The following is a 21,839-nucleotide window of genomic DNA, read 5'->3' on the forward strand; positions in this document are numbered from 1 at the left end:
TTCCAGAATGTAAATTGTTGACTTATCTTTCCCAGCTTTTGCTAAGAAAAAGTCACTCTCCTATTTGCTTGCTGTTTGGGGTTGAGGATAAGATCAAATACTTCGCAGACTCTTCTGTACCAGAGTCTGCAAACTTCAAAGTCCCCAATCCCAACGAATTAGTTCACCTTGCGTTGGAAGGTAAATGTTCTTTGAATACCCGGTGCGATCGTGCCAGTTACAGTATCTATGTACTTAGCAACATCAGTGTTTGCCGTAGTTCCAGTTTGGTCAATGCCAGAGCTAGTAGCTGGATTACCACTAAAGAATTGGATGGTTGCACTCCCGGAATCCTTAGCTGAACCAACAATGTTGCTAGTATCAATTTGACCGCTAGCATCGTTGTCTAATGCCCAGTTATTGGGGCTTTTCGTACCATCTTCAGTAATCACAACTTTGTTAGCATTCAAAATCACATTCCCAGTTCCAGATTGAGGATCGGAAATATTTGTGTATTGAATTTGGTACTCAATAATGTTTCCTGGTGCAGGCTTTTTCGGATCGATACTGAATGTGCCATCATTCCCCTGGACTACAGGCCCAGTTCCTTGTAAAACTCGTGACATTTTCAGCAGTTTCAGGAAGCCAGTGTACACGCGATCTATGGTAATATTGGATGAATCAAAGGTATTATCATTGCCAGTATCTTTAATTCCATCACCGTTGGTATCTGTCGTATAGTTGTCAATCGAAGCAGTGATAGGTACTGGGAAGCCTTTACTAATATCAGTAGATAACTGCGTGCCTGGAGGTAAATCAACTTCCACACCATAGTTAATACTTGCACCAGGAGCAACATTGGGGATTGTAATTGCTGTACCAGCAGTTAATGCAAACGCTCCATTATTATAGGTATAGACAGCAGACTGACTACCGTAGGTAATAGTCACCTTCGTATTATTCGGTAAATCTCCTGGAATTGCTGGTGGCGTAGGCTCTATCTTCAAAACACCTGAGTCAGTACCACTGTTCTTAACTGTATTGGTGAAGCCAACTGATTGTGGGTCAAGTGTACTACCTGGTGCTGTACCAGCAGGAACGAGAGAAGATTTGTTAGTGAAATCATCGTTGGTTCCACCTGATGGCCCAGTAGCATCCGGCGCATTCTGCGGCCCGTTGAGTAACGCTGAAGCAATAGGCGCTTGCACTGTGAAGACGTTCGCCTCACCACCTGTACCAGTACCAGTGTTGTTATTACCTGTGTCAGTTCCAGTTTCTGGAGATGCTGGAGTGTTAATATAGCCATCATCAACGTTGGCAGGTGGTAGAGTATCGGGAATACCATCACCATTGGTATCTGTACCCGTAGGAGGTGTCATACTACCTGAAGAACCATCATAGTTGCTGGGGTTTTGGTCGCCAGATTCGTCGTATACTGGTAAAGTGCTACTGGGTGTTTGACCAAACAATTGAGCGATATTAGCGACGATTAAGGGTGAAGTTGCTGTTGATTCAACAGCTAGCTGAATCGAGAAGCCATTCACTGTTGTACCAGGAGCAATGGAAGTAATAGTCGCTGGATTATTTATAAAACCAACGCGAGTGACTGAGGCCAAGGGTGGTGCTGTCGTAGTCCAACTAGCAGCATTAGCATTAGTTGTAACTGCGGTAGTTGTATAAACTGTTTGCCAACCAGGAGGTGCAGTTGGTGCTACCGCCAAATCTGTACCTGCAGGAATCGCATCAGAAACCAAGATATAAGTGCCAGCAACACCATTAACATTGATGCTTGTACCCGTCAAAGCTGCTGGTGTAATTCCCTGTCCTGTGGGATCGTTGGACTCAACTCGCAAACTCAAATCGTAGGTCAATTTATCATCTGTAATCGCAGTTGTGCCAGCATTGTTATAGCCACTGCGAATCTTGAGAATGGTGGCTAAAGCATAGGTCTTCACCGTTAAACCAACCTTAATTTGCTCGGTGGCGCTAGCTTCCCGTGTACCATTAACTGGTGTGCCAGATACCTCACCAGCACTACCATCGGGGTTATCTACGGTGAATACGTCACCACCATCAGGACTCCGCAGTTGGTTTTGAGCATCACCAGGAGTATTACCAAGAGTAACGGTAATGACATCATTGGTTTGAGCGCCAGCTTGTACAGTTACTGGCACACGTACTAACACAGTACCGTTAACCGGAACAGAAGGTGTGTCTACACCACCTTGAGGGACGTTTATCCAAGTTTGACCACCATCAGTGCTATATTGCAGGCTATTAGCTGTACCACCATTTGGTAATGTGCCAGAAACTGTACCCGGCCCAGTTGTTGTCGCTTGGTTGGGAATGTGGAATTTGGTGGGGTCATTACCTACATTGGTCAAGGTGTAGGTGTAGATTAGTAAGTCGCCAACTGCAACATTACCGCCATTGTTATCTGTGACTCCAGACCCTGTAACGGTAATTCCAGCAACTTCTGCTACAGTGACAACCACAGTGTTAGAAGTGGCATTTATAGTTGTCCCTGGACTGTTGGGATCTTCGTAGGTTGCTGTTGCAGTGTTACTGATAGATGTACCCGCAGTCGTTCCGTCAGCTAATACGGGTGCAAGAAATTGGAAAAGGCTACCAGTTAATAATGCTGTTGCTACTAGAAATTGATAAAGTTTACGCTGTTTATTTACGGATTGAGTTCGATTTACCATATAAGTAGTTTGTTTGCTGAACTTGTATCTCGGATTTTGAGACAGGATAAAGTTTGGCAATTCCCTTTAAGGAATTACCGATTATGGCTGCCCAAAACGTTGAAGTTTTGGGAATGCATATTTAAGGAGTTAAATTATTGACACTCCTGGGAAATTATATTGAGACAATAACCAGAAATAACTTGTCTAATGGTTTTACGCTTACCCTTGAGAATCAAAGCTGGCAATCGCAAATATGTGTAATTTATTACTGTATTTTGCTTGGTTAGAGATGTAAATAGCAATGTAGCTTTTAAAGCAAAAAAAATCTTCCGTATAAATAAGTAACTTCTTGAGCTATGAGTGAGTGCATCAAAGCTGAAAAACTAACTTTATTTTGGCAACACACATAGCAATTTTAGTGGCTTGATTCAGATGCTAAAAACACTAAAACTTATATATAAAAATGTTTTTGAGTCTTTATTATCAGAAATATATACTGCCCCAGAGAGTCATTTAGATAAAAAAAATTGAAAATTAACTAAGCATTCTAGATCGCTTAAATAGGATAGCAATTTCATAAAATGCAACTTTGTCATAAAAAAATGCAATTTAATCATCACGTTTTTCAGTGTTAATACTGAATAACGGAAGCTATTTTATTTTTTCATAACATGAACAGTATACGTGTAGTTACTAAAAATAGAGATTACTAGTATTAAAGTTTTACAAGAATCCTTACTATTAATACCAAGTATATCCGACATTTTTAGTCGGGTATGTTTGACTGGTATTTTTGCTCGTGTTAGTATCAGGCGACAAGTGACAGCCAAACAGGGAAAGCTAGTTTATGACTCAGGCAATCAAAACCCAAACCCAAACCAGCATTGCTTACTTTCAAGCCTTGAAGTGTAAGGAATGTGGTGCAGAATATGAACTCAAAGCCAGTAATGTTTGTGAGTTATGTTTTGGCCCTTTAGAAGTCAAATATGACTACAACGCCCTACGTCTGACTGTCACTCGTGAAACAATTCAAGCTGGGCCTAATTCAATTTGGCGCTACCGCCCCTTTTTGCCTGTCGCAACTGACAATGTTATAGATGTGGGAACGGGGATGACTCCCCTAGTTCGTTCTCATCGTCTTGCCCGTCGCCTGGGTCTAAATAAGCTTTATATAAAAAATGATGCCGTGAATATGCCCACCCTGAGCTTTAAGGATCGGGTGGTATCAGTCGCTCTATCCAGGGCGCGAGAGTTAGGTTTCACTACTGTTTCTTGCGCTAGCACTGGTAATTTGGCAAATTCTACAGCTGCGATCGCAGCTCATGCCGGTTTAGACTGCTGTGTGTTCATCCCCGCAGATTTAGAAGCTGGTAAAATTCTTGGTAGCTTAATCTACAGTCCCACCCTCATGGCCGTCAAAGGCAACTACGATCAAGTCAATCGTCTCTGTTCGGAAGTTGCTAATACACATGGCTGGGGTTTTGTCAATATTAATCTGCGTCCTTATTACTCTGAAGGTTCTAAGACGCTAGGTTTTGAAGTTGCAGAACAACTAGGTTGGGAATTACCAGATCATGTAGTTGCTCCTTTGGCATCTGGTTCGCTCTTTACAAAAATTTATAAAGGGTTCCAAGAATTTGTTGAAGTTGGTTTAGTAGAAAACAAGAGCGTTCGTTTCAGTGGCGCTCAAGCTGAAGGTTGTTCGCCAATCGCTCAAGCCTTCAAAGAAGGACGCGACTTTATTAAGCCAGTAAAACCGAATACAATTGCGAAATCGTTAGCAATAGGCAATCCAGCAGACGGTATTTATGCTGTGGAGCTAGCTCAGAAAACTGGTGGTAACATTGAATCAGTCAATGATGCCGAAATTATTGATGGCATCAAATTGCTGGCAGAAACCGAAGGCATCTTCACAGAAACGGCTGGTGGTACAACCGTGGCCGTGCTGAAAAAACTGGTAGAAGCTGGCAAAATCGATCCAGATGAAACTACCGTGGTTTACATCACAGGAAATGGTTTGAAAACCCAAGAAGCAGTCCAAGGCTACGTTGGTGAACCCTTGACTATTGATGCGAAACTCGATAGTTTTGAACGTGCGCTAGAGCGATCGCGTACTCTAGATCGCTTGGAATGGCAACAAGTCCTCGTTTAGTTAGGAGTTATGAGTTATGAATTTTTTATTCATGACTCCTAACTCTTAAATTATACTCCTCACTTTTAACTATTCACTTTGTACTTCTATGGCTGTAACAGTTTTAGTTCCTACAACTCTTCAGAATTTGACTAATAATCAAGCTAGTCTAGAATCCAACGGTAGCACCATTGCTGAATTGTTGGACTCCTTAGAACAAAGCTTTCCTGGTATTAAATCTCGGTTGTGCGATGAAGAAGGCAAACTACGTCGATTTGTAAATTTTTACGTTGATAGCGAAGACATTCGCCATTTAGATGGTATTAATACAACTCTTAAAGATGGCGATGAAGTAAGTATTGTCCCAGCTGTCGCTGGTGGTTAATACACAAAACACCAAATAAGGTAGAAGCTTAATTAGACAAAGCTTTGCAAGATTGACTTGTTCCCAGTTCCGGACTGGGAATGCTCGTTAAAAGGGCTGCCGCCTCTCTTACTTGCAGTACAGACAATGCAGCCAGCATTTCCAGGCGATTGTTAGGTGAAAACAAGAATTTCGCCCATATTTTGGCTTATGTTGACACTAATAAGCAATACCGCACAACTTATTTTGTGGGACTGATTTTACTTGACTAACTATACAGCAATGATCTGAAGAAGTCTTTGTTGCCAAGACTCGTTGTTATCAATAGTTAAGATAATCCGTTTGTAGGATTCATCTTGCAATTCAATGGTTAAATAATTTGTTTCTCGATTCACATACCAAAACTCTTTACCTCGGTTAGTGTAATAAGTTCCAGCTTTAATCACTCCAGGAATAAAACTACCAGGGGCACGCAATTCTCGCCAATTACTTTGGGGTTCGGCTGTTGTGACTTGTTCAATATTAGCTAGTGATATTTGCCAAAGCTTATTCAAACGAACGGCTAGCAGTTGCTCTTTAAATGTAAATTCTATCTGCAATTTATCATCAACTATACTTAGGTTCATGATGAACTTTTTCGTCATTAATTTTTGTCTAGTATTACTCACAAAAGTCCAATTATAAACAGTATTTGCTAGGGATTAGCAAGTGCAAAAATTATTCATTATAGTTGTAAAAATACTGATAAAAAATTAGAACTTATGGCAGATTAATTTTCTATTTTAGATATTTGGCGATATCGAAGCGAAATAATATCAAGTTTCAGCATATTTGCAAACATCCTATAGGAAGATGCTCTATGAATATAATCATGAGTCTATTAATTTGGGATGTTGTTATACACTGGATTGATATCGAGATTCGGCGGTGAATCAAACCTTTTTTTATATCTATTGAAAATCAGGTACATAGCATTAAAAAAGATATATTTAAGAGTTGATTAAGACCAATTTATTTAATTTAAGTGCTATCAAAATTTAAGTTCTATAATATTTATCTGCAAGCAGGATTAAAAACTAAAAGTACTTCGCAGAATGCCGATAGTAACTGAGTCACTATCTGGTGTGTTACCAGGCTGGATAAGATGAATTATTCCTGGTGTAATGCTAATATTATCTGTTAATTGAAAACGATAAAATGCCTCAATTTGAGTGGTCGTGCCTGGTTGTCCACCTGCTCGTCCTAAACCTGTATTGATAAAATCAGGGACATTATTTCCTACAGGTAAATCACTACTAGTGATCTTAGGAGGTTGACCGACATAAATTCCTCCTAAATTTCCTTTCTTCAATAAATCAGGGAAATTCATAAACACCATATAATTTGTTGTTTCTACACTTCCCGATTGCCCAGGAATATAAGATTTAGTATAACCACCCCACGCACCTGCGCTAATGCGGGGAGAAATTTGCCAAGTAAGAGTTGCACCTACGGCGTTAGTTTGTAGCGGTGCTGATTTTCCGGTAGTGGTATTAACTGTAGTTAAGCATTCATCACCAACAAAGGTTAGCAAACAACCATCGGAAGCGTAATTGTTAACGTAATATAAACTTAAATCTAGAGTATCGGTTGGTGTCAGCAGTAATTGCACACCTGTTGTAGTGGTTCCATCAAATAAACCACTACCTTTACCGGGATTTCCTGGTTGATAACTAGTATAAATTGCCTGCAAACTAGCGCGTTTAGCAAATTGCCAATCAATAGCTATACCGCCGTGACCATATCCCATATTTAAAATTGGGTTTCTTTGGGCAAAATAAGATAATGGCCCTGTTGCAGCGCTTTCTACCCGATTGGGGCCTCGGAAAGCAGCTGGCATACTTACACCTTCTGTTCCTACCATTACTGCTAATTTATTTGTCACCAGCCAATGAAAATTTAAGTCACTTACTATCAAGCTATTTGTAGGAAATTCGTAACCAAGTAAAACATCATTCCGGGAAACACTATTAGTAAATCTAGGCGCAGTTGTTCCGTTACCATCTAAAAGACCTGTAAACAAATAACTACTGGGAGTAATTTGACTAGTTAAATACAGCTGTGCCAGGGATATAAGATTAATATTTGTCCCGGCATCATCTGTATCCTTTTGTCTATCTCTAGGATTCACATCACCACGATTGTTAGTTCGTCCTTGAATGCCAACTATCAGTAGTCCACTGAGTTTAGTTGTTGTTGAGAATTGGTTGGTTTCAATTTCAGCAGTTTTGGCTTCTAAATTATCGACACGACCCCGCAAAGTTGCTAATTCAGGAGCAAATTCTGACTGTAATTTTTGTAATATTGCTAAATCTTCGCGAGTGACTAAATCGCTGGTGGCTGTAGTGATTAATTCGTTAACTCTATCTAAACAAGCGTTTACACCCGCAGCAAATTCATACCGAGTTAAGGCGCGATTACCGCGATAGCTGCTATCTGGATAGCCGGCTATACAACCATAGCGTTCTACCAAAGATTGCAAGGCTTGGAATGCCCAATCGTTGGGTTGTACGTCCTTGAGTTGAGATACCGATGTAACTTGAGCCATCGGTTCTTCTGGGAGGAGGGGAGATGAGGGAATAATATTATTGTCCTTAACTCCTATCTCCTGAGTAGTTTCTGGATTGATGTACTCTTGTGCTAATGCTTTTTGTGCAACTCCATTTACTCCCGCAATTAGTAACGATGCGAGCATCCAGGTTTTGCGATAACTGCGGCTAATAAGTCTACCTTTCAATTTTTTACACTCTGCTCACATACTTAAGTGAAGAGTGTATTCGCGATCATCTAGGGTTCACATGGGGACATTTACGGATTTTGTCCCAAATTAGACTTAATGCTTCTGGGCAACTTTTGCAAGGGCGAGTATAACAGGGTATTGGGTATTGGGGACTGGTTACTGGGGACTGGGTACTGGGTACTGGGGACTAGGTACTGGGGATTAGGAAAGAGTTTTCTTAATACCCAATCCCTAATCCCCAATCCCCAATCCCTAATCCCCAATCTATGGCAAATCGTTCACGCAAGCTGAAGCCAAAAGCCTCTAAACCGAATCAACCTCGTGCTGGTGCGATGAAACGCGTCGCTAAAAAACCCCAGAAAAAGCTAAAACGAGGAAGTTGGTTGTCATCAATATTAGCGATGCCTACGGCGGCAAGCTACGCAATTATCTTAAGTAGTGCTAGTCTAATTGTGGCTTTTGCCTGGATTAGTGTTCTCTTCATCTTCAATCCAGACGAAGTAAGCTGGCTAAATAAAATTTTACCTGCATGGGCACAAATTCCCCTTGGTAAACACGAACGCCCCCAAACTCTCAAACAAATTCAACTGGATTTGAGTAAAAAAAACCAAATATTTGGGAAAACTCTGCCTTTAAATCAAGATGTGAAAACCTCATTTTTACTACCAGTTTTTCAACAACGTGCTAATTGTCAATCTGATTGTGAAGAACTAGTGGAACTTAGGGTTTACGAGCGATCAGTTGAGTTAGAGTTTAAATCTCAGTCAGAAAATTACTACTATTTAGTGACTCAATTATCTGTAACTGGCCCAGATGAATCCTTTGTGATTTCTTCTTTGCTTGATGGAACTTCAGAACCCCAGGATATCAGTATTCCCCTACCTTTAACTGAAGTGCAACGCTTTGAAGGTAAGACACCATCATCAGGGGTTTGGTTTGATTTGCGGGGTAAACGCCAACAAGCAACTGATACGATCCGCTACGGTTACGTCGTATACTACAATCCAGAACGCACAAACTTACTACAAATGTTGTCTTGGACTAGTCCTAACGGACAATTGCCGAAATGGCAGCAGGTAACTGGTGATGGTACAAAAGAGTTAGTTATCGATCAAACAGTAGGTTTAGAACCGCATTTACAAGTTTACCAAGTCAAACCTCTGAAGTTATTCCTCAAACCAATTCAATTGGAGGCGATTAGCCTCCAATCATCGACCTTCAAGAATTCTGGATACCAAAGTGCCTTGTCAATTGCCCGTAGTGGATTGTGGACACCAGCTTTTGAATGGTTGAAATTCATCAAGAAACAGCGCAAAGGAGTTTTACCAGAAGCGGCGCAAGCACAAATGGATTTGATTCGCTTGCATTCTCAACTTACTAAAATTCAAGCCCAGAAAATTTGGGCAAGTCCTAGTCAAGAAGTGCTGGCAGATTTGATTGATGGTCGCTGGGAGAAAGCTTTACAGGTGTTTGAAGCCTCGCCACATAATGCCCAAGAAATTGCCACTCTACTCAATGCTGATGAAAAACGGTTGTGGAATCGCACAGTGGCAGCGTTGCAGGTGAACCCAAATAGACGAGAGGTGCAAGCTTGGTTCGCGTTGATTTTAGCAGTTCAACGGGGAGAAGGACATGCTAATTCTTGGTTAAAGGCGCAACCAAAAATTACAAAAGAGAATCTTGCTTATATTCAAGGTCTGTTGGCAAAACTCAATGGTAAGGGTACATCACAAATATCCTCGATTCACCCTAGTCAGATTGTTGGTACGGTGCAACCAATCACTCAAGTTACTAACGCCGAATGGCTGCAACCAAATTCCCCAGGAGATTTGAAACTTACGGATAACCAAGTTTGGTATCAGGTGGAGGTAAGTGCATTTAATGATGGGAAACGCTGGCTAAATTTCCCCTTTGAGAATTTTAACCCCCCGAAAACTGACGCCGCCAAATTTTTCTGGAAGACTTTGGGAATCAGTTCTGACCCGGAAATCCAGATTGTAGTCTGGTTGCCAAATGGAGAGCAAAAAATTACTATAGCCGCTATCAAAGCGGTGCAACTACGGGGTAAAATTTTGCGCCTCTTAGCTGCTGGCCCAAAAATTCCAGATAATCCAAACGATGCTCTCCAACCCAAACCTTTAGCTTTGACAAATGCCGCATTGGAATGGGTGCAACCATCTCCCATTACTCTACAGGAACTGCATCAACAAAATCCCCAAGGGGTAAAGGTAATGCTATCGAGTCTGTGGCAATCTTTGCAGCAATCTGGTGAATTTCCGGTTGGTGCTATTCCTAGCTTTGAACAGATGCAGGAAAAATTAGGTGATTGGCCTGTTCAAGTGATTGATTTAACAAATAACGCTCAACCAGAAATAATCCTGACTATCTCACCAGAAGCAATAGCATCCTTGAATCAGGGGACACCTGAACAGAGAAAAAACACAGAGCAGCGCCGCGACCGGACTATAATTTTGTCTGATGTAAATAAAGTTATTTACACTGATTTTACAGAAAATTACTTACAAAGACTCTCTGCGATCGCCAAGCTTTCAGGGGTGCAATCCTTAGCTTTACTGGTAGAAAATGCTCATAACTACAGTTTGAGGCGCTGGTCAGAGAAAAATCAGCGCTTTGAATAACGCACCCCTGACTCAAATTTCCCCTTTACTCAAATTTAAATTAAAGGGGGGAAAAGCGACGCCAGATAGCCCGTCGTAGACATCGCTATCTAATCGCTATCTAGAAGACTGACTTATTCTTCTTTTTGGTTGGTTTCGGCTAAACGTTGGTGCTTCAGACTTTCCAATTGCTGCAACAGAGAGTCTACCTCTGCTTGTAAATGCATCAATTTAGCTTGCTGATCGTCTTGATAATAAGACTTGGTTAACTTATTGACCCAGGCAGTCTGGGACTCGCGATCGGAAACACTAGATAAATAAGTAGGCATTGCTAATTAAATCCACTATTTAACTCACACCATTAGAAATATTATAATAATGCTCTTTTAAGCTTTATTAAATAATTGTATATTTTCAATCAATTACTCTAATGGATTTTGGGTTCAATCATAAAAGACGGTGATTATAATGGCTGTGTTCCAAAAAAACACTGACCCAAGTGTGTAAAGCATCCTTCCACGGGAAGATACTTAAGAATAGTTAATTTATACTCTGTCAATTATGGTTGTACAAACAATTATCGCCGTTTTTGAGGAATTTACGCAAGAAATTATATGTAGACTATATCAAGAATTATCCTAAATCATGAAAAAACGTAGGGCGAAGCACTTGCACTTGGTGCAGTCTCTTGTAGAAAGGGAGGTGGAAGGCTAACATCAAAAAGAGACAGCCTCTTAAGTATTTTCCTATCTTAAGTAAAACACATAGACTAGGAAAATACATAGGCACTACTGAATAAAATGATTCACTAAGCGCGACTTAAACCACGGATAAATAAAATTTTTAGAGAGTTATGACGTAAGTCTAATATAGGAATCAGTTTAATTAATTCGGAGAATTTACTTCTATAGACAGGGAACACAAAATAAGGAATAGGATAAATACGTACTCAGTCTTGTTCAAAAATTAAATAAGAGTCCTATAGATTTACAGATGATTTTTCACCTTGTCAGTCTCCTCGAAGGTAATTTGTTGAACCGAAGGTTGCCGTGGCGGTTTATGATAAATTAACGTTCTAAATAAAAATAGTAAGTGAAACGCCTGCACCACAAATAATATTCTTAACAAGATTCTTTGAGATTAGGGAACTCTGAACAGGCAACTGGTAACGAAAAATCTACTTTTTTCCTCTTTCCCATTTTGCGCTTCCCGATCCCACCCTTTCTAAAATATCCAATCCTTACATTAAGAAATTTTAAATCCCGTGACTTTGAGCCTGTCTGTTGCTACATCTCATCGCCAACCCTGGCCCGGACTGATAGAAGCCTATCGCGAATACTTGCCTGTCAGCGAAAAAACACCGATTGTGACTCTGTTGGAGGGCAACACACCTCTAATACCAGCGCCAGCGATCGCAGAACGCATTGGCAGACAAGTACGGGTTTTTGTAAAATATGATGGTCTCAATCCCACCGGCAGCTTCAAAGACCGGGGGATGACTATGGCAATTTCCAAGGCCAAGGAAGCAGGGGCAAAAGCAGTCATTTGTGCCAGCACGGGCAACACCTCAGCTGCCGCCGCCGCTTATGCCAGACGCGGAGGTATGAATGCCTTTGTACTGATTCCCGACGGTTATGTAGCGCTGGGCAAGTTAGCTCAAGCGTTGTTGTACGGCGCAGAAGTATTGGCAATTAAAGGTAATTTTGACCAAGCGCTAGAAATTGTCCGCGACATGGCCGAAAGCTATCCGATCACTTTGGTGAATTCGGTCAATCCCTACAGGCTAGAAGGACAAAAAACAGGAGCCTTTGAAATTGTCGATGCATTGGGTGACGCACCAGACTGGTTGTGTATTCCCGTGGGAAATGCCGGAAATATCACAGCATATTGGATGGGATTTTGTCAATATCATCAAGCCAGAAAGTGCGATCGCTTACCCCGGATGATGGGATTCCAAGCCGCAGGAGCAGCCCCCTTAGTTCACGGTCAGCCAGTGGCGCATCCCGAAACTTTAGCGACAGCAATTCGGATTGGCAACCCTGCAAGTTGGGAATTAGCGATCGCAGCCCAAACCGCCAGTCAGGGAAATTTCCACGCCGTTACCGATGCCGAAATTCTCGATGCCTATCGACTTTTAGCAGCATCAGAAGGTATCTTCTGCGAACCTGCTAGCGCCGCTTCTGTCGCTGGGTTGTTGCAGGTGAAAGACCAAGTTCCCACAGGGGCGACAGTAATTTGTGTCCTCACAGGCAATGGACTAAAAGACCCAGATACAGCCATTAAACACAATCACAGTCAATTTCAACAAGGTATCGCGGCAGAACTGGGCGCAGTAGCTAAGGCAATGGGATTTTAGGGCATTGGGCATTGGGCATGGGGCATGGGGCATTGGGGATTGGGAGTTAGGAGTTAGGAGTTAGGAGTTAGGAGTTTTGTTTATCTGCTTATCCCCTCACTCCCTCATCTCCCCGCTCCTCTGCTCCCTGCTCCCCTGCTCCTCTGCTCCTCTGCCCCCCTGCCCCCCTGCTCCCTCATCTCCCTGCTCCCCTGCTCCCTGCTCCTGCTCGTTCGCGCGTTAGGCTATCAATAGCATCACCCAATGCAGTAGTAAGACTATTGCGGGTTTGGGCATGATTCTCCTGCTCAGTTTTCAAAGCTTGCAAGAGGCGATCGCGTTCTTTAATTGCGGCGATCAGTTTAGCTTGCAAGTCTTCTACAGATTTTAGCTGTTCTATTTCTTGTTGGATAGCTGCTGGTGTCCCAGCAGCTAGTGTGTCTATTTCAAGACCTTGGAGTTTATGCAGTTCTGCTTTGAGAGAGGCGATCGTCTGTTGGGAAAGTTGAGTATCTGTACGGCGTTGTTCTGCTTCTGTATTGTAAAGCTGACGCCATTTTTGGGCACTTTCCCAAGCTGTATCGCGCTCGTGTTGAAGCTCCACCATCTGCTCTTTGATTACCTGGATTTCTGTCAACCACTGTTGTGTTAAATCTTGATTCATACATTAATAGTCATTAGTCATTGGTGAGCCAGTGCGGTCTTGGGGGTTTCCCCCATGAGCAACTGGTGTTAGCGAAGCGGTAGCGACGTAGGAGCGTCACCCGAAGGGTCAATGGTCATTAGTTAGAAACTCTCGACTCAGTATTCTTGCGGTAGAAAGACAGATGCGATCGCTACGCAAAATTTAGCACAGTAGTTAATAAACCCAACCAGTTTTAACTCTAAATTATGCCAAAGCTTCGTTTTTTTCGCTTCTTTCGCCACCTCAATTGGCGCACGATTAAAAAAACTTTTTCCAGAACAATCGAAAGGCGACTTTTTGGACTCGCCTCGGAAATCGCCTTTAATGCCATGCTATCGCTGTTTCCAGCAATTCTTGCTATCATCACAGCCATTGGCTTATTGGCAGAATCTTTACAAAATACCTTTAAACAACTGGCGGCACAACTAAGTCAAATCTTACCCGAACAAGCCCTGGAGCTAATTCGTGATTTTGCTACCACAGAAATTACTAACTCCAAAAACAGTGGTTTATTTTCTCTAAGCTTTGTATTAGCAATTTGGACTGCTTCTGGGGCGGTGAGTACCGCAATGACAGCCCTCGATCAAATCCATCAAATTCCTTCAGAAAACATTCGTCCTTTTTGGAAAGCCAAGCTTGTCTCTCTGGGATTAACAGTCGGTACTATGTTGCTGTTCATACTAGCCTCTTTCTCAGTGTTTACCAGCGACTGGCTATTGGGAATAGTAGCGCGCGAAAATAGTTCTTTAATCTTTTTGTTGCATCTTTGGCTACTGTTACGCTGGCCTTTAGCTTTAAGTATTGTTGCTGTCGCCTTTGGCTTTGTCTATCGCTATGGCCCAAGCCAGTGGAACTCAGGCACGCCAATGATGCCTGGAGCAATTTTAGCAGCTGTTTTTTGGGCAATGTTGTCTGCCCTATTTCGGCTGTATGTGGCGAATTTTGGCAATTATAATAAAGTATATGGTGCTGTAGGAGCAGTGATAGTTTTAATGCTTTGGCTGTCAATGAGCGCTGCTGTTCTGTTAATCGGCGATCAGTTGAACGTGACTGTCGGCGAAGATATGCGCTTAAAAGCCCAGCCGCAATCGAAAGTGAAATATTAATTCGTAAATCCTTGAGAAAATGATTGCAAAAGCTCAGTAGGGGAGTAAAATATCTAACGATTCAATACAAAGTAAGCGATCGCCTCCATGACTGATTCTCCTCCTCGATTTCCGATGATTGAACCTGATGCCAAAGCACCCACCTTGAAGCGCCTGCGTCAGCTAAGTCGATTGCTGGATAATGTTATTACCATTCCTGGCACAAAGATTGGTTTTGGTTTAGATCCAATTTTAGGACTCATACCGATTGGTGGTGATTTTTTGGGAATAATGTTTTCTAGCTACATTATTCTAGAAGCAGCACGGCTAGGCGTATCTAAAGCAACTCTAGGTAAAATGGTTTTGAATGTAATCATTGATGGCTTGGTAGGTGCTGTCCCAGTTTTGGGAGACTTTTTTGATGTTGCCTGGAGAGCTAACACTAATAATATCAAGCTCTTGGAAGAATACTTAAAGTTTCCTAGCGAGCAAAAGAGTGCAGACAGATGGTTTATCTTTGCCGTTTTGGCTGGATTATTGCTCATCTCCATTGTCTTAGTAGCATTGCCTGTGATCCTAATTAGAATCCTGTGGAACGCCTTTACAGGCGGTTAAATTGTTTATTGATAAAAGAATGAAAGATTGGTGGCAAGCTACTTTTCCCAAAGGGCGGCAAAGTTTAGTTATTAGTGACGCTAAAGGGTATCCTGTACAAATTGCTTATGGCGAAAGAGGAAGAGGGAAACCGCTAATTTTATTACATGGGATGGGGAGTTGGAGCTACAATTGGCGGCACAGCGTAGCAGCATTATCTAAATATTACCGAGTAATTTGTTTTGATGCCAAAGGTTTTGGTTTTTCCGAAAAACCATTGTCTCGAAAAGAACACAACGGTCATCAAGTTATTGAGTTTCAAAGAATTATTCAGGCATTATGTGATGAACCCGCAATTATTGTGGCAGAATCTCTAGGGGGATTAGTTGCCCTTGCTCTTGCTCAAGAAAACCCGCAGTTAATCGGACGGCTTATAGTAGTAAACGTACCTGTTTTTGCCGAACAGCTACCTCATTGGTCTATGTGGTTGCTTGCCCAAATGCCCTTAGAAATAATGCAAACAATTGATTCCTTACGTCTGACATATTTGTTTGCACCTCTATTTAAAGAAGTTATGGCAATAGAAAGACGTAGGGTATTATTCGATCCCTCAATCTTGACACAGGAAGATATCTATTGGATAACTTACCCGTTTACTGAATTGCCTGGTACGATCGCAAAAGTTGCCGAAGAGTTACAAATAGCCGCGCGAGAAATTGAGAATTGGCAAGCAAATAAGCCAAATATGCTTACCAAAATTCAAAATAACCTGAGTGCAATTAAGTGTCCTACATTAGTTTTGTGGGGTGAGCAAGATAGTTGGTTTCCTGCTAGTCATGGGAGAAAATTACATCAACATATCCCTAATTCTAAATTACAGATTTTATCTAATTGCTGTCATGATGCCTCAACTGGGGCTTCTGCGGTGGTAAATAAAGCGATTATTGAGTTTTTACAAGATACTAACTTTTAAAGAAGGATTCAGAAGCCAGAATTCAGAATTCAGTAATATTAATCTGGTGATTCAGACGCTCTCTACTTCGCGCAGCGTGTTGCAGATAGACGATGCGCGTAGCTTGCTTTTGTGCAAGAGTGCTACTGTTGCGCTATATACCAGTTGCACAAAATTCATTCTGACTCCTGAATCCTGACTCCTGAATTCTGTTTTGATAAAAAGAGAGTGGGAGGAAGCATATCAGTCAGCTTTCAAACTCCCACTCTATCATTTGCTGCTGAAGTGAACAGGAATGTATACAGACGTTACCCCTATTAGGGGCTAATGCGTAGTTCAACAACGCCTGCACGCATTTAATATTCCTGTTGCAGCAAATGCCAAACCTGATTATTGAATTTATTTACTGAAATAGATACTCTGCAAATATAGCAACAGCCAACGTGGTTAGGACATTAACAGATGATAAAACTTAGACACAACAAGACTTTTCACCCAATCCCCAGTCACCAGTCCCCAGTTCCTTGCTATAATTGTTAGAGATAGCTTTTTGTTTTTGTAAATCACTTGGTAAACAGTGTTTTACAAAAGAAATTCGCTTAAGTGGTAGTCCCTGATAATCAAACCCTTGAAGTCGTTTATCTTCATACAATTTAACTTGAATAATCAAAAGCTGGTTGCCATTTTGGCAAGTTTTTAAATTTCCTAATTGCTCATATCTAACTTTTGAAAAGCAGTGAAACCGCTATATAGCAAATAAATTATTCGTACATAACAAGATTCCCGACTTCTTAGAGAAAGTCGGGAATCTAAGCCTAGCTAATTGGCAAAAAGTGTTAATTTAACGGGGTTTACTTTACCGTAGTATTAATACTGGCGTAAAATAGCAGACAATGAACTATTTTTACGAAGATCCATCAATTCTGCTAAGGGTTCTGTGCGCGTATCCAAGTGATGCTTGTGTTCTGCTGGGAGAACAGTTACCAGATGCTTTGTTTTAGGTTGCATCTGCATCAGGGGCATTAGTTGTGGCTGTGGCACAAAAATTGGCTGACTCTTGGGAAGATTTGGTTCCAATTTTTGGTAATGCTTGTGTGCCAAGCGTACCTGCTGGCGATTAACCTGTTTTTGAACTTTTTGCGGTTGCTTGGTGCGGTTAAGCATTCGGAAAATCAGCAAAGAACCACCACCACAGCTGAGAACGATCGCAGCAATCACCCATAAAGGTGTAGGATTGCTATTCTCAGAGGGCGGACTGATTGGTTCTTCAACGATAACTGGGATTTTTTCTGGTTCTTCTTGTGGCACGGGGCCAGCATTACCTAAGCTATATAAGGCAAAGGTGCCGCCTCCCAGAAACATGGCTAAACACCCAGTCAACAATAGCCAAGGATGATGTGCAACCAGATATATCAGAACATTCGAGCTGTTTCTTAGTCTCGATTTCCTGTTTGTCAGCTCTGGAGTAGCCCTTTTTAAATGGGTTCGCTCGCGCTGTACACTCTGACTTTTTTCCATGATTACTTTCAGATTTGTACCCCTCTAGTCAATAAATTGTACTGGAGGAGTCAAGCATCAGGTATCCGTAACAAAATTTAGATTTAAGTAGCTTTTTTGTAAGACATAAGCTACCAAATCTGGCTAAATTTTGCCAAAGTTCTGTATTTATTGTGGCTTTTTACCGTAATAATCAGAAATCAGTTTGCTTATTTATTCTGTCAGCTAGGAGAATGCCTTTCAAGAGCAAGTTGAATTAACCGATCGACTAATTCTGGAAAAGAGACTCCACTATGGGCCCAGAGTTGGGGATACATACTTGTCGCAGTAAAGCCTGGTAACGTATTGATTTCGTTAATAAATACTTCTTGTGTTGCTTCCACATAGAAAAAATCTACCCTTGCCAACCCAGCAGCGTCAACAGCGGCAAAAGCTTGCAAAGCCATATCTTGAATTTGACGAGCGATCGCCTCTGGAAGCTGGGCGGGGATCAGTAAATCTGCCCGACCCTCAGTATATTTAGTTTCATAATCATAAAAATCGCTGTCATAAGTAATCTCTCCAATGACAGAGGCTTGGGGTTGGTCGTTACCTAAAACGGCGCACTCAACTTCTCTAGCGACTACTCCAGCTTCTACAACTAGTCGGCGATCGTAACTGGCAGCACTATCTAAAGCAGCTTCTAATTCTGGGCGCGATCGCACTTTGGCAATACCCACCGATGAACCCAAATTAGCTGGCTTGACAAAAGCTGGATAACCTAATGTTGCCTCAATTTCATCACACAGTTTCGGAAATACGCAAGGATTAGACCAAACCTGCGATCTAGTTACCGCCTTGTATTTTACCTGGGGTAATCCCGCTTGCTCAAAGGCCATTTTCATAGCAATTTTATCCATTCCCATAGCCGAACCTAACACCCCAGAACCGACGAAGGGGACTTGCATCAAAGTCAGTAACCCTTGAATCGTTCCATCTTCACCGTTGGGGCCGTGGAGAATGGGAAACCAAACATCCACTTGGGCAACTTGAGAGGGAGATTGCCAATTGCTCAGAGTTTGGGCTTGAGGGTTGGATATCAGGTTTCCAACAGATGTTGATTCTGCCGATTCCAGTAGCGGAGTGCCGGTTGCTAAAACCTTTTCGGGTGCTTCTCCTGCCAGCCAGCGGCCATCTTTTTGGATGTAAAAAGGCAATATTTCGTACTTACTAGCATTTTCCCCGGCACTCAAGGCGTTAGCGATCGCCCCTGCTGATTTGATCGAAACTTCATGTTCTCCCGAACGACCGCCAAACAGTAACCCCACCCGCAGCTTAGTCATTTTCGGCTCCTCCACACTTCTCAAGCAGATAGCGTATCACAACCTACAAAAATTGCCATATTTTTCTAGATTATTTTATTGCCCGTTCAAAGCCTGACTAGAGAAAACTCTACTATTTGAGGTGTCAAACTAACCATTGAGGAGTTAGTCAGCGATCGCCCTTATGTCAGATGGGCGGGAAGCTACTACACTTTTGTAAGTGATTAGGCTAAGGGATGCATCAATTTTTCGCAAATCCACACGAAAATAAGATTTTTTTTGCTTAAATTCTGCATTGTAGAAGCTATATTCTTGCCTACGAGTTCTACCTACACAAGAAGCATAATTACTGCGTAAAGGTGAAACAAATTCTACAAACTGCTTATTATTAGATGAAACTAATTTAGTTTCATCTGCAAACTCTCTGGTATTTGCTACTACCGTGTGTTCAGCACCGCCTTCATAAGGGAGAATAAACCACCACAATCCAATTGTTTGAGGACATGTACCACTGCTACGCTGTACATTCAGTGTTACATGAGGGGCAGAAATAGGCTCTGACCTTGGCTGTGGCTGTGCTTTCGCTGTAGCAGCTATGGTTCCTGCCACAATTAAGGGGAATAAAATAGTACCAAAGGCTGCCAATTGGATCAAACTTTTCATAATTTAAATCTCTTCAATTTTCAGGTATCCAAATAACATCGACTTTCAAAAATTTGTAAAAGTGCCATCTTATTAAAAACAACAGGAGGCAGGAGGAGAGAAGTAAAAGAAACAAATTAATAACAGAAAGCAAAACTAAAACATTTAATCCTCTTTCTGCCTTCTGACTTGTCTCTGACATTCTCCACGATCTGCCCCCTGCCCAATTAAAACAATCGTGTTGTCAGCTACAGTAATATTCCAGGAAAATGGGCAACAATCAATATTGATAACTAACTAGAAATGCAGCCCTACCTGTAAAAGATGCTGCCGTTTCATGAAACCCAGAATTATTGTTTGTGGCTTAGGACGTACCGGATATAAAACCTTTCGTCTGCTGAGACATCAGGGAGCCTTCGTTGTTGGCATTCATCACCAATCTATCCCTGGCGAAACCGCAGGAGATGTGATTGTTGGAGATTTACAAGCAGCTTCTACCTTGACAGCAGCGGGAATTCAACAGGCACACACTTTAGTCATCGCTGGATCTAAAGATGCTCTGAATTTATCTATTATGATGCAAGCGCGGGTGCTGAATCCCCAGATTCGGATTATCAACCGTTTTTATAATACAAATTTAGGAGAGCGCCTAGATCAAAGTTTGCCAGACCATTTGAGTATGAGTGTTGTCGGATTAGCAGCACCCGTATTCACCTTTGCAGCGCTGGGAAACCGAGCGATCGGACAAATTAAATTATTTCAGCAAACTTGGCCAATTCACGAAGAATACATCGATCAAAACCACTTCTGGAAAGGTCGAAAGCTGAGTGAATTGTGGTCAGATCGATCGCGGATGCTAATTTATTACTTACCAGTCAAAGGTGAGATGGATTTGGTATCAGCTGTCATAGCTGGCCAAGAGATTCAAGTAGGCGATCGCATAATTATTGGTACACAACCCCGCATCCGTTCTCCCCGAAGATCGTTGATTAGAAAACTGCTAAAAGTTATGACTAATCTGAGGCAGTTTCAGGAACACGGGCGATCGGTAGTGGTGGGTGCTATTGCACTATTGACGGTTATTGCGATCGCTACGTTTACCTATATGTCGGCTGAGTTGAGCTTGTCTCCTGTGGATGCTCTATATTTTTCTGTAGGCATGATTACCGGAGCCGGTGGCAATGACAAAGTAGTAGAAAATGCTCCTAACAGTATTAAGTTATTTACTGTTATTATGATGCTGGTTGGAGCAGTGGTGATTGGTATTTGGTATGCCATGCTCACCGATTTTGTCTTAGGAAGCCGCTTTAAGCAATTTTGGGATGCAGCCCGAATTCCCCAGCGATCGCACTACATTGTCTGTGGCTTGAGTGGTATTGGGGTGAGAATTGTTCAGCAACTCCACGCCAGTGGACATGAAGTTGTCGTCGTTGAACCCGACTCCAACAGTAAATATATCAACACCGCCCGCGAACTCGGTATCCCTGTGATTCAGGGTGATGCCAGCTTCCGCACAATACTCAAAGCTAGCAATATAAACTCTGCCGCCGCAGTGATTACTGTTACTAGCAATGATGCTACCAATTTGGAAATTGCCCTCAAAGCCAAAGGTTTGGCACCCAGTATTCCGGTGATTGTTCATTATGGCGATCCTGATTTTGCTGGCATAGCCCAACAGCTATTTGGCTTCGATGCAGTGCTGAGTCCGGCTGAATTAGCAGCGCCAGCTTTTGCTGCTGCTGCGCTAGGGGGACGTATCCTGGGCAATGGCATCACAGCCGATAGTCTTTGGGTAGCTTTTGCCACTGTCATTACAGCTTCACACATCTTTTGCGGTCAGTGGGTGAAAGATGTAGCAATGTCTGCTGACTGTGTACCTTTGTACGTAGAAACAAACCACCAAACTCTTCACGGCTGGGATTTATTAGAAACTAATCTCAGTGATGGTGACGTTTTATATATGACAATGCCAGCGACGCGGCTATATCAATTGTGGCGGGGCGAGCAAGTTTGTGAAGCACACGCTTAAATAATTCGTTATTGGGCATTGGGGAGGCAGTGCGGTCTTGGGGTCTCCTCAAGTGGAGCAACTGCCGTCATTGGGAATGAAGAAGAGACAAGGTAGACAAGGAAGAGGGGGGAGACAAGGGAGAGACTTATTCAATAATTCCCCCTTGTCCCCCTTGTCCC

The 21,839-nt window shown here is 42.1% G+C and carries 16 protein-coding genes; 8 read left to right on the forward strand and 8 right to left on the reverse strand.

The features are described 5' to 3' along the window. Positions 1 to 158 precede the first annotated feature (158 nt). Entirely contained in the window at positions 159 to 2,684 is a 2,526-nt protein-coding gene (locus RMY32_RS26400; protein ID WP_322709414.1) for a hypothetical protein, read from the reverse strand. A gap of 829 nt (positions 2,685 to 3,513) precedes the next feature. Between RMY32_RS26400 and thrC (RMY32_RS26405) the strand changes: the two genes are divergently transcribed. Next, positions 3,514 to 4,818, forward strand: coding sequence for a threonine synthase (gene thrC / locus RMY32_RS26405; RefSeq protein WP_322709416.1), 1,305 nt, complete (start codon positions 3,514 to 3,516; stop codon positions 4,816 to 4,818). A gap of 88 nt (positions 4,819 to 4,906) precedes the next feature. Then, positions 4,907 to 5,182: a ubiquitin-like small modifier protein 1 gene (locus tag RMY32_RS26410; protein ID WP_322692526.1), complete on the forward strand. Its 276-nt coding sequence runs from the start codon at positions 4,907 to 4,909 to the stop codon at positions 5,180 to 5,182. A gap of 251 nt (positions 5,183 to 5,433) precedes the next feature. Here RMY32_RS26410 and RMY32_RS26415 read toward each other — a convergent pair whose 3' ends face one another. Both RMY32_RS26415 and RMY32_RS26420 read right to left on the reverse strand, forming a co-directional pair. Further along, the gene (locus RMY32_RS26415) at positions 5,434 to 5,787 is read right to left on the reverse strand and encodes a hypothetical protein (RefSeq protein WP_322709417.1); all 354 of its coding nucleotides are present in this window, start codon (positions 5,785 to 5,787) and stop codon (positions 5,434 to 5,436) included. Positions 5,788 to 6,230: 443 nt separating this feature from the next. Then, the gene (locus RMY32_RS26420) at positions 6,231 to 7,895 is read right to left on the reverse strand and encodes an iron uptake porin (RefSeq protein ID WP_322709478.1); all 1,665 of its coding nucleotides are present in this window, start codon (positions 7,893 to 7,895) and stop codon (positions 6,231 to 6,233) included. 311 nt (positions 7,896 to 8,206) lie between these two features. Between RMY32_RS26420 and RMY32_RS26425 the strand changes: the two genes are divergently transcribed. Continuing rightward, a complete protein-coding gene (locus RMY32_RS26425) occupies positions 8,207 to 10,579 on the forward strand; it encodes a hypothetical protein (RefSeq protein ID WP_322709419.1) in 2,373 nt (790 codons plus the stop codon). A 113-nt stretch (positions 10,580 to 10,692) separates the two neighbouring features. Here RMY32_RS26425 and RMY32_RS26430 read toward each other — a convergent pair whose 3' ends face one another. Then, positions 10,693 to 10,887, reverse strand: coding sequence for a hypothetical protein (locus tag RMY32_RS26430; RefSeq protein ID WP_322709421.1), 195 nt, complete (start codon positions 10,885 to 10,887; stop codon positions 10,693 to 10,695). Positions 10,888 to 11,822: 935 nt separating this feature from the next. On the opposite strand from RMY32_RS26430, the gene thrC (RMY32_RS26435) reads away from it, so the two are divergent. After that, entirely contained in the window at positions 11,823 to 12,914 is a 1,092-nt protein-coding gene (gene thrC / locus RMY32_RS26435; protein ID WP_322709422.1) for a threonine synthase, read from the forward strand. A gap of 175 nt (positions 12,915 to 13,089) precedes the next feature. Here thrC (RMY32_RS26435) and RMY32_RS26440 read toward each other — a convergent pair whose 3' ends face one another. Beyond that, complete coding sequence (locus tag RMY32_RS26440) at positions 13,090 to 13,557, reverse strand: hypothetical protein (protein WP_322709424.1); 468 nt, start codon at positions 13,555 to 13,557, stop codon at positions 13,090 to 13,092. A gap of 227 nt (positions 13,558 to 13,784) precedes the next feature. Here RMY32_RS26440 and RMY32_RS26445 point away from each other — a divergent pair, with 227 nt between their 5' ends. The 3 genes from RMY32_RS26445 to RMY32_RS26455 all read left to right on the forward strand — a co-directional run bounded on the left by RMY32_RS26445 (position 13,785) and on the right by RMY32_RS26455 (position 16,230). Next, positions 13,785 to 14,684, forward strand: a complete 900-nt coding sequence (locus tag RMY32_RS26445; RefSeq protein ID WP_322709426.1) for a YihY/virulence factor BrkB family protein — start codon at positions 13,785 to 13,787, stop codon at positions 14,682 to 14,684. Positions 14,685 to 14,771: 87 nt separating this feature from the next. Beyond that, positions 14,772 to 15,278: a DUF4112 domain-containing protein gene (locus tag RMY32_RS26450; protein WP_322709427.1), complete on the forward strand. Its 507-nt coding sequence runs from the start codon at positions 14,772 to 14,774 to the stop codon at positions 15,276 to 15,278. Between the two features lie 19 nt (positions 15,279 to 15,297). After that, entirely contained in the window at positions 15,298 to 16,230 is a 933-nt protein-coding gene (locus RMY32_RS26455) for an alpha/beta hydrolase (protein WP_322709428.1), read from the forward strand. 846 nt (positions 16,231 to 17,076) lie between these two features. Here RMY32_RS26455 and RMY32_RS26460 read toward each other — a convergent pair. The 3 genes from RMY32_RS26460 to RMY32_RS26470 form a co-directional block, all read right to left on the reverse strand. Further along, the gene (locus tag RMY32_RS26460; RefSeq protein WP_409884039.1) at positions 17,077 to 17,571 is read right to left on the reverse strand and encodes a hypothetical protein; all 495 of its coding nucleotides are present in this window, start codon (positions 17,569 to 17,571) and stop codon (positions 17,077 to 17,079) included. Positions 17,572 to 17,927: 356 nt separating this feature from the next. After that, positions 17,928 to 19,028 (reverse strand): D-alanine--D-alanine ligase family protein, encoded by a 1,101-nt coding sequence (locus tag RMY32_RS26465; RefSeq protein ID WP_322709431.1) that lies wholly within the window; start codon positions 19,026 to 19,028, stop codon positions 17,928 to 17,930. Positions 19,029 to 19,172: 144 nt separating this feature from the next. Continuing rightward, complete coding sequence (locus RMY32_RS26470; protein WP_322709432.1) at positions 19,173 to 19,670, reverse strand: hypothetical protein; 498 nt, start codon at positions 19,668 to 19,670, stop codon at positions 19,173 to 19,175. A gap of 316 nt (positions 19,671 to 19,986) precedes the next feature. Here RMY32_RS26470 and RMY32_RS26475 point away from each other — a divergent pair, with 316 nt between their 5' ends. Beyond that, a complete protein-coding gene (locus tag RMY32_RS26475) occupies positions 19,987 to 21,678 on the forward strand; it encodes an NAD-binding protein (RefSeq protein WP_322709434.1) in 1,692 nt (563 codons plus the stop codon). Positions 21,679 to 21,839 lie beyond the last annotated feature (161 nt).

Source organism: Nostoc sp. ChiSLP03a (assembly GCF_034531215.2).
Classification (GTDB): domain Bacteria; phylum Cyanobacteriota; class Cyanobacteriia; order Cyanobacteriales; family Nostocaceae; genus Nostoc.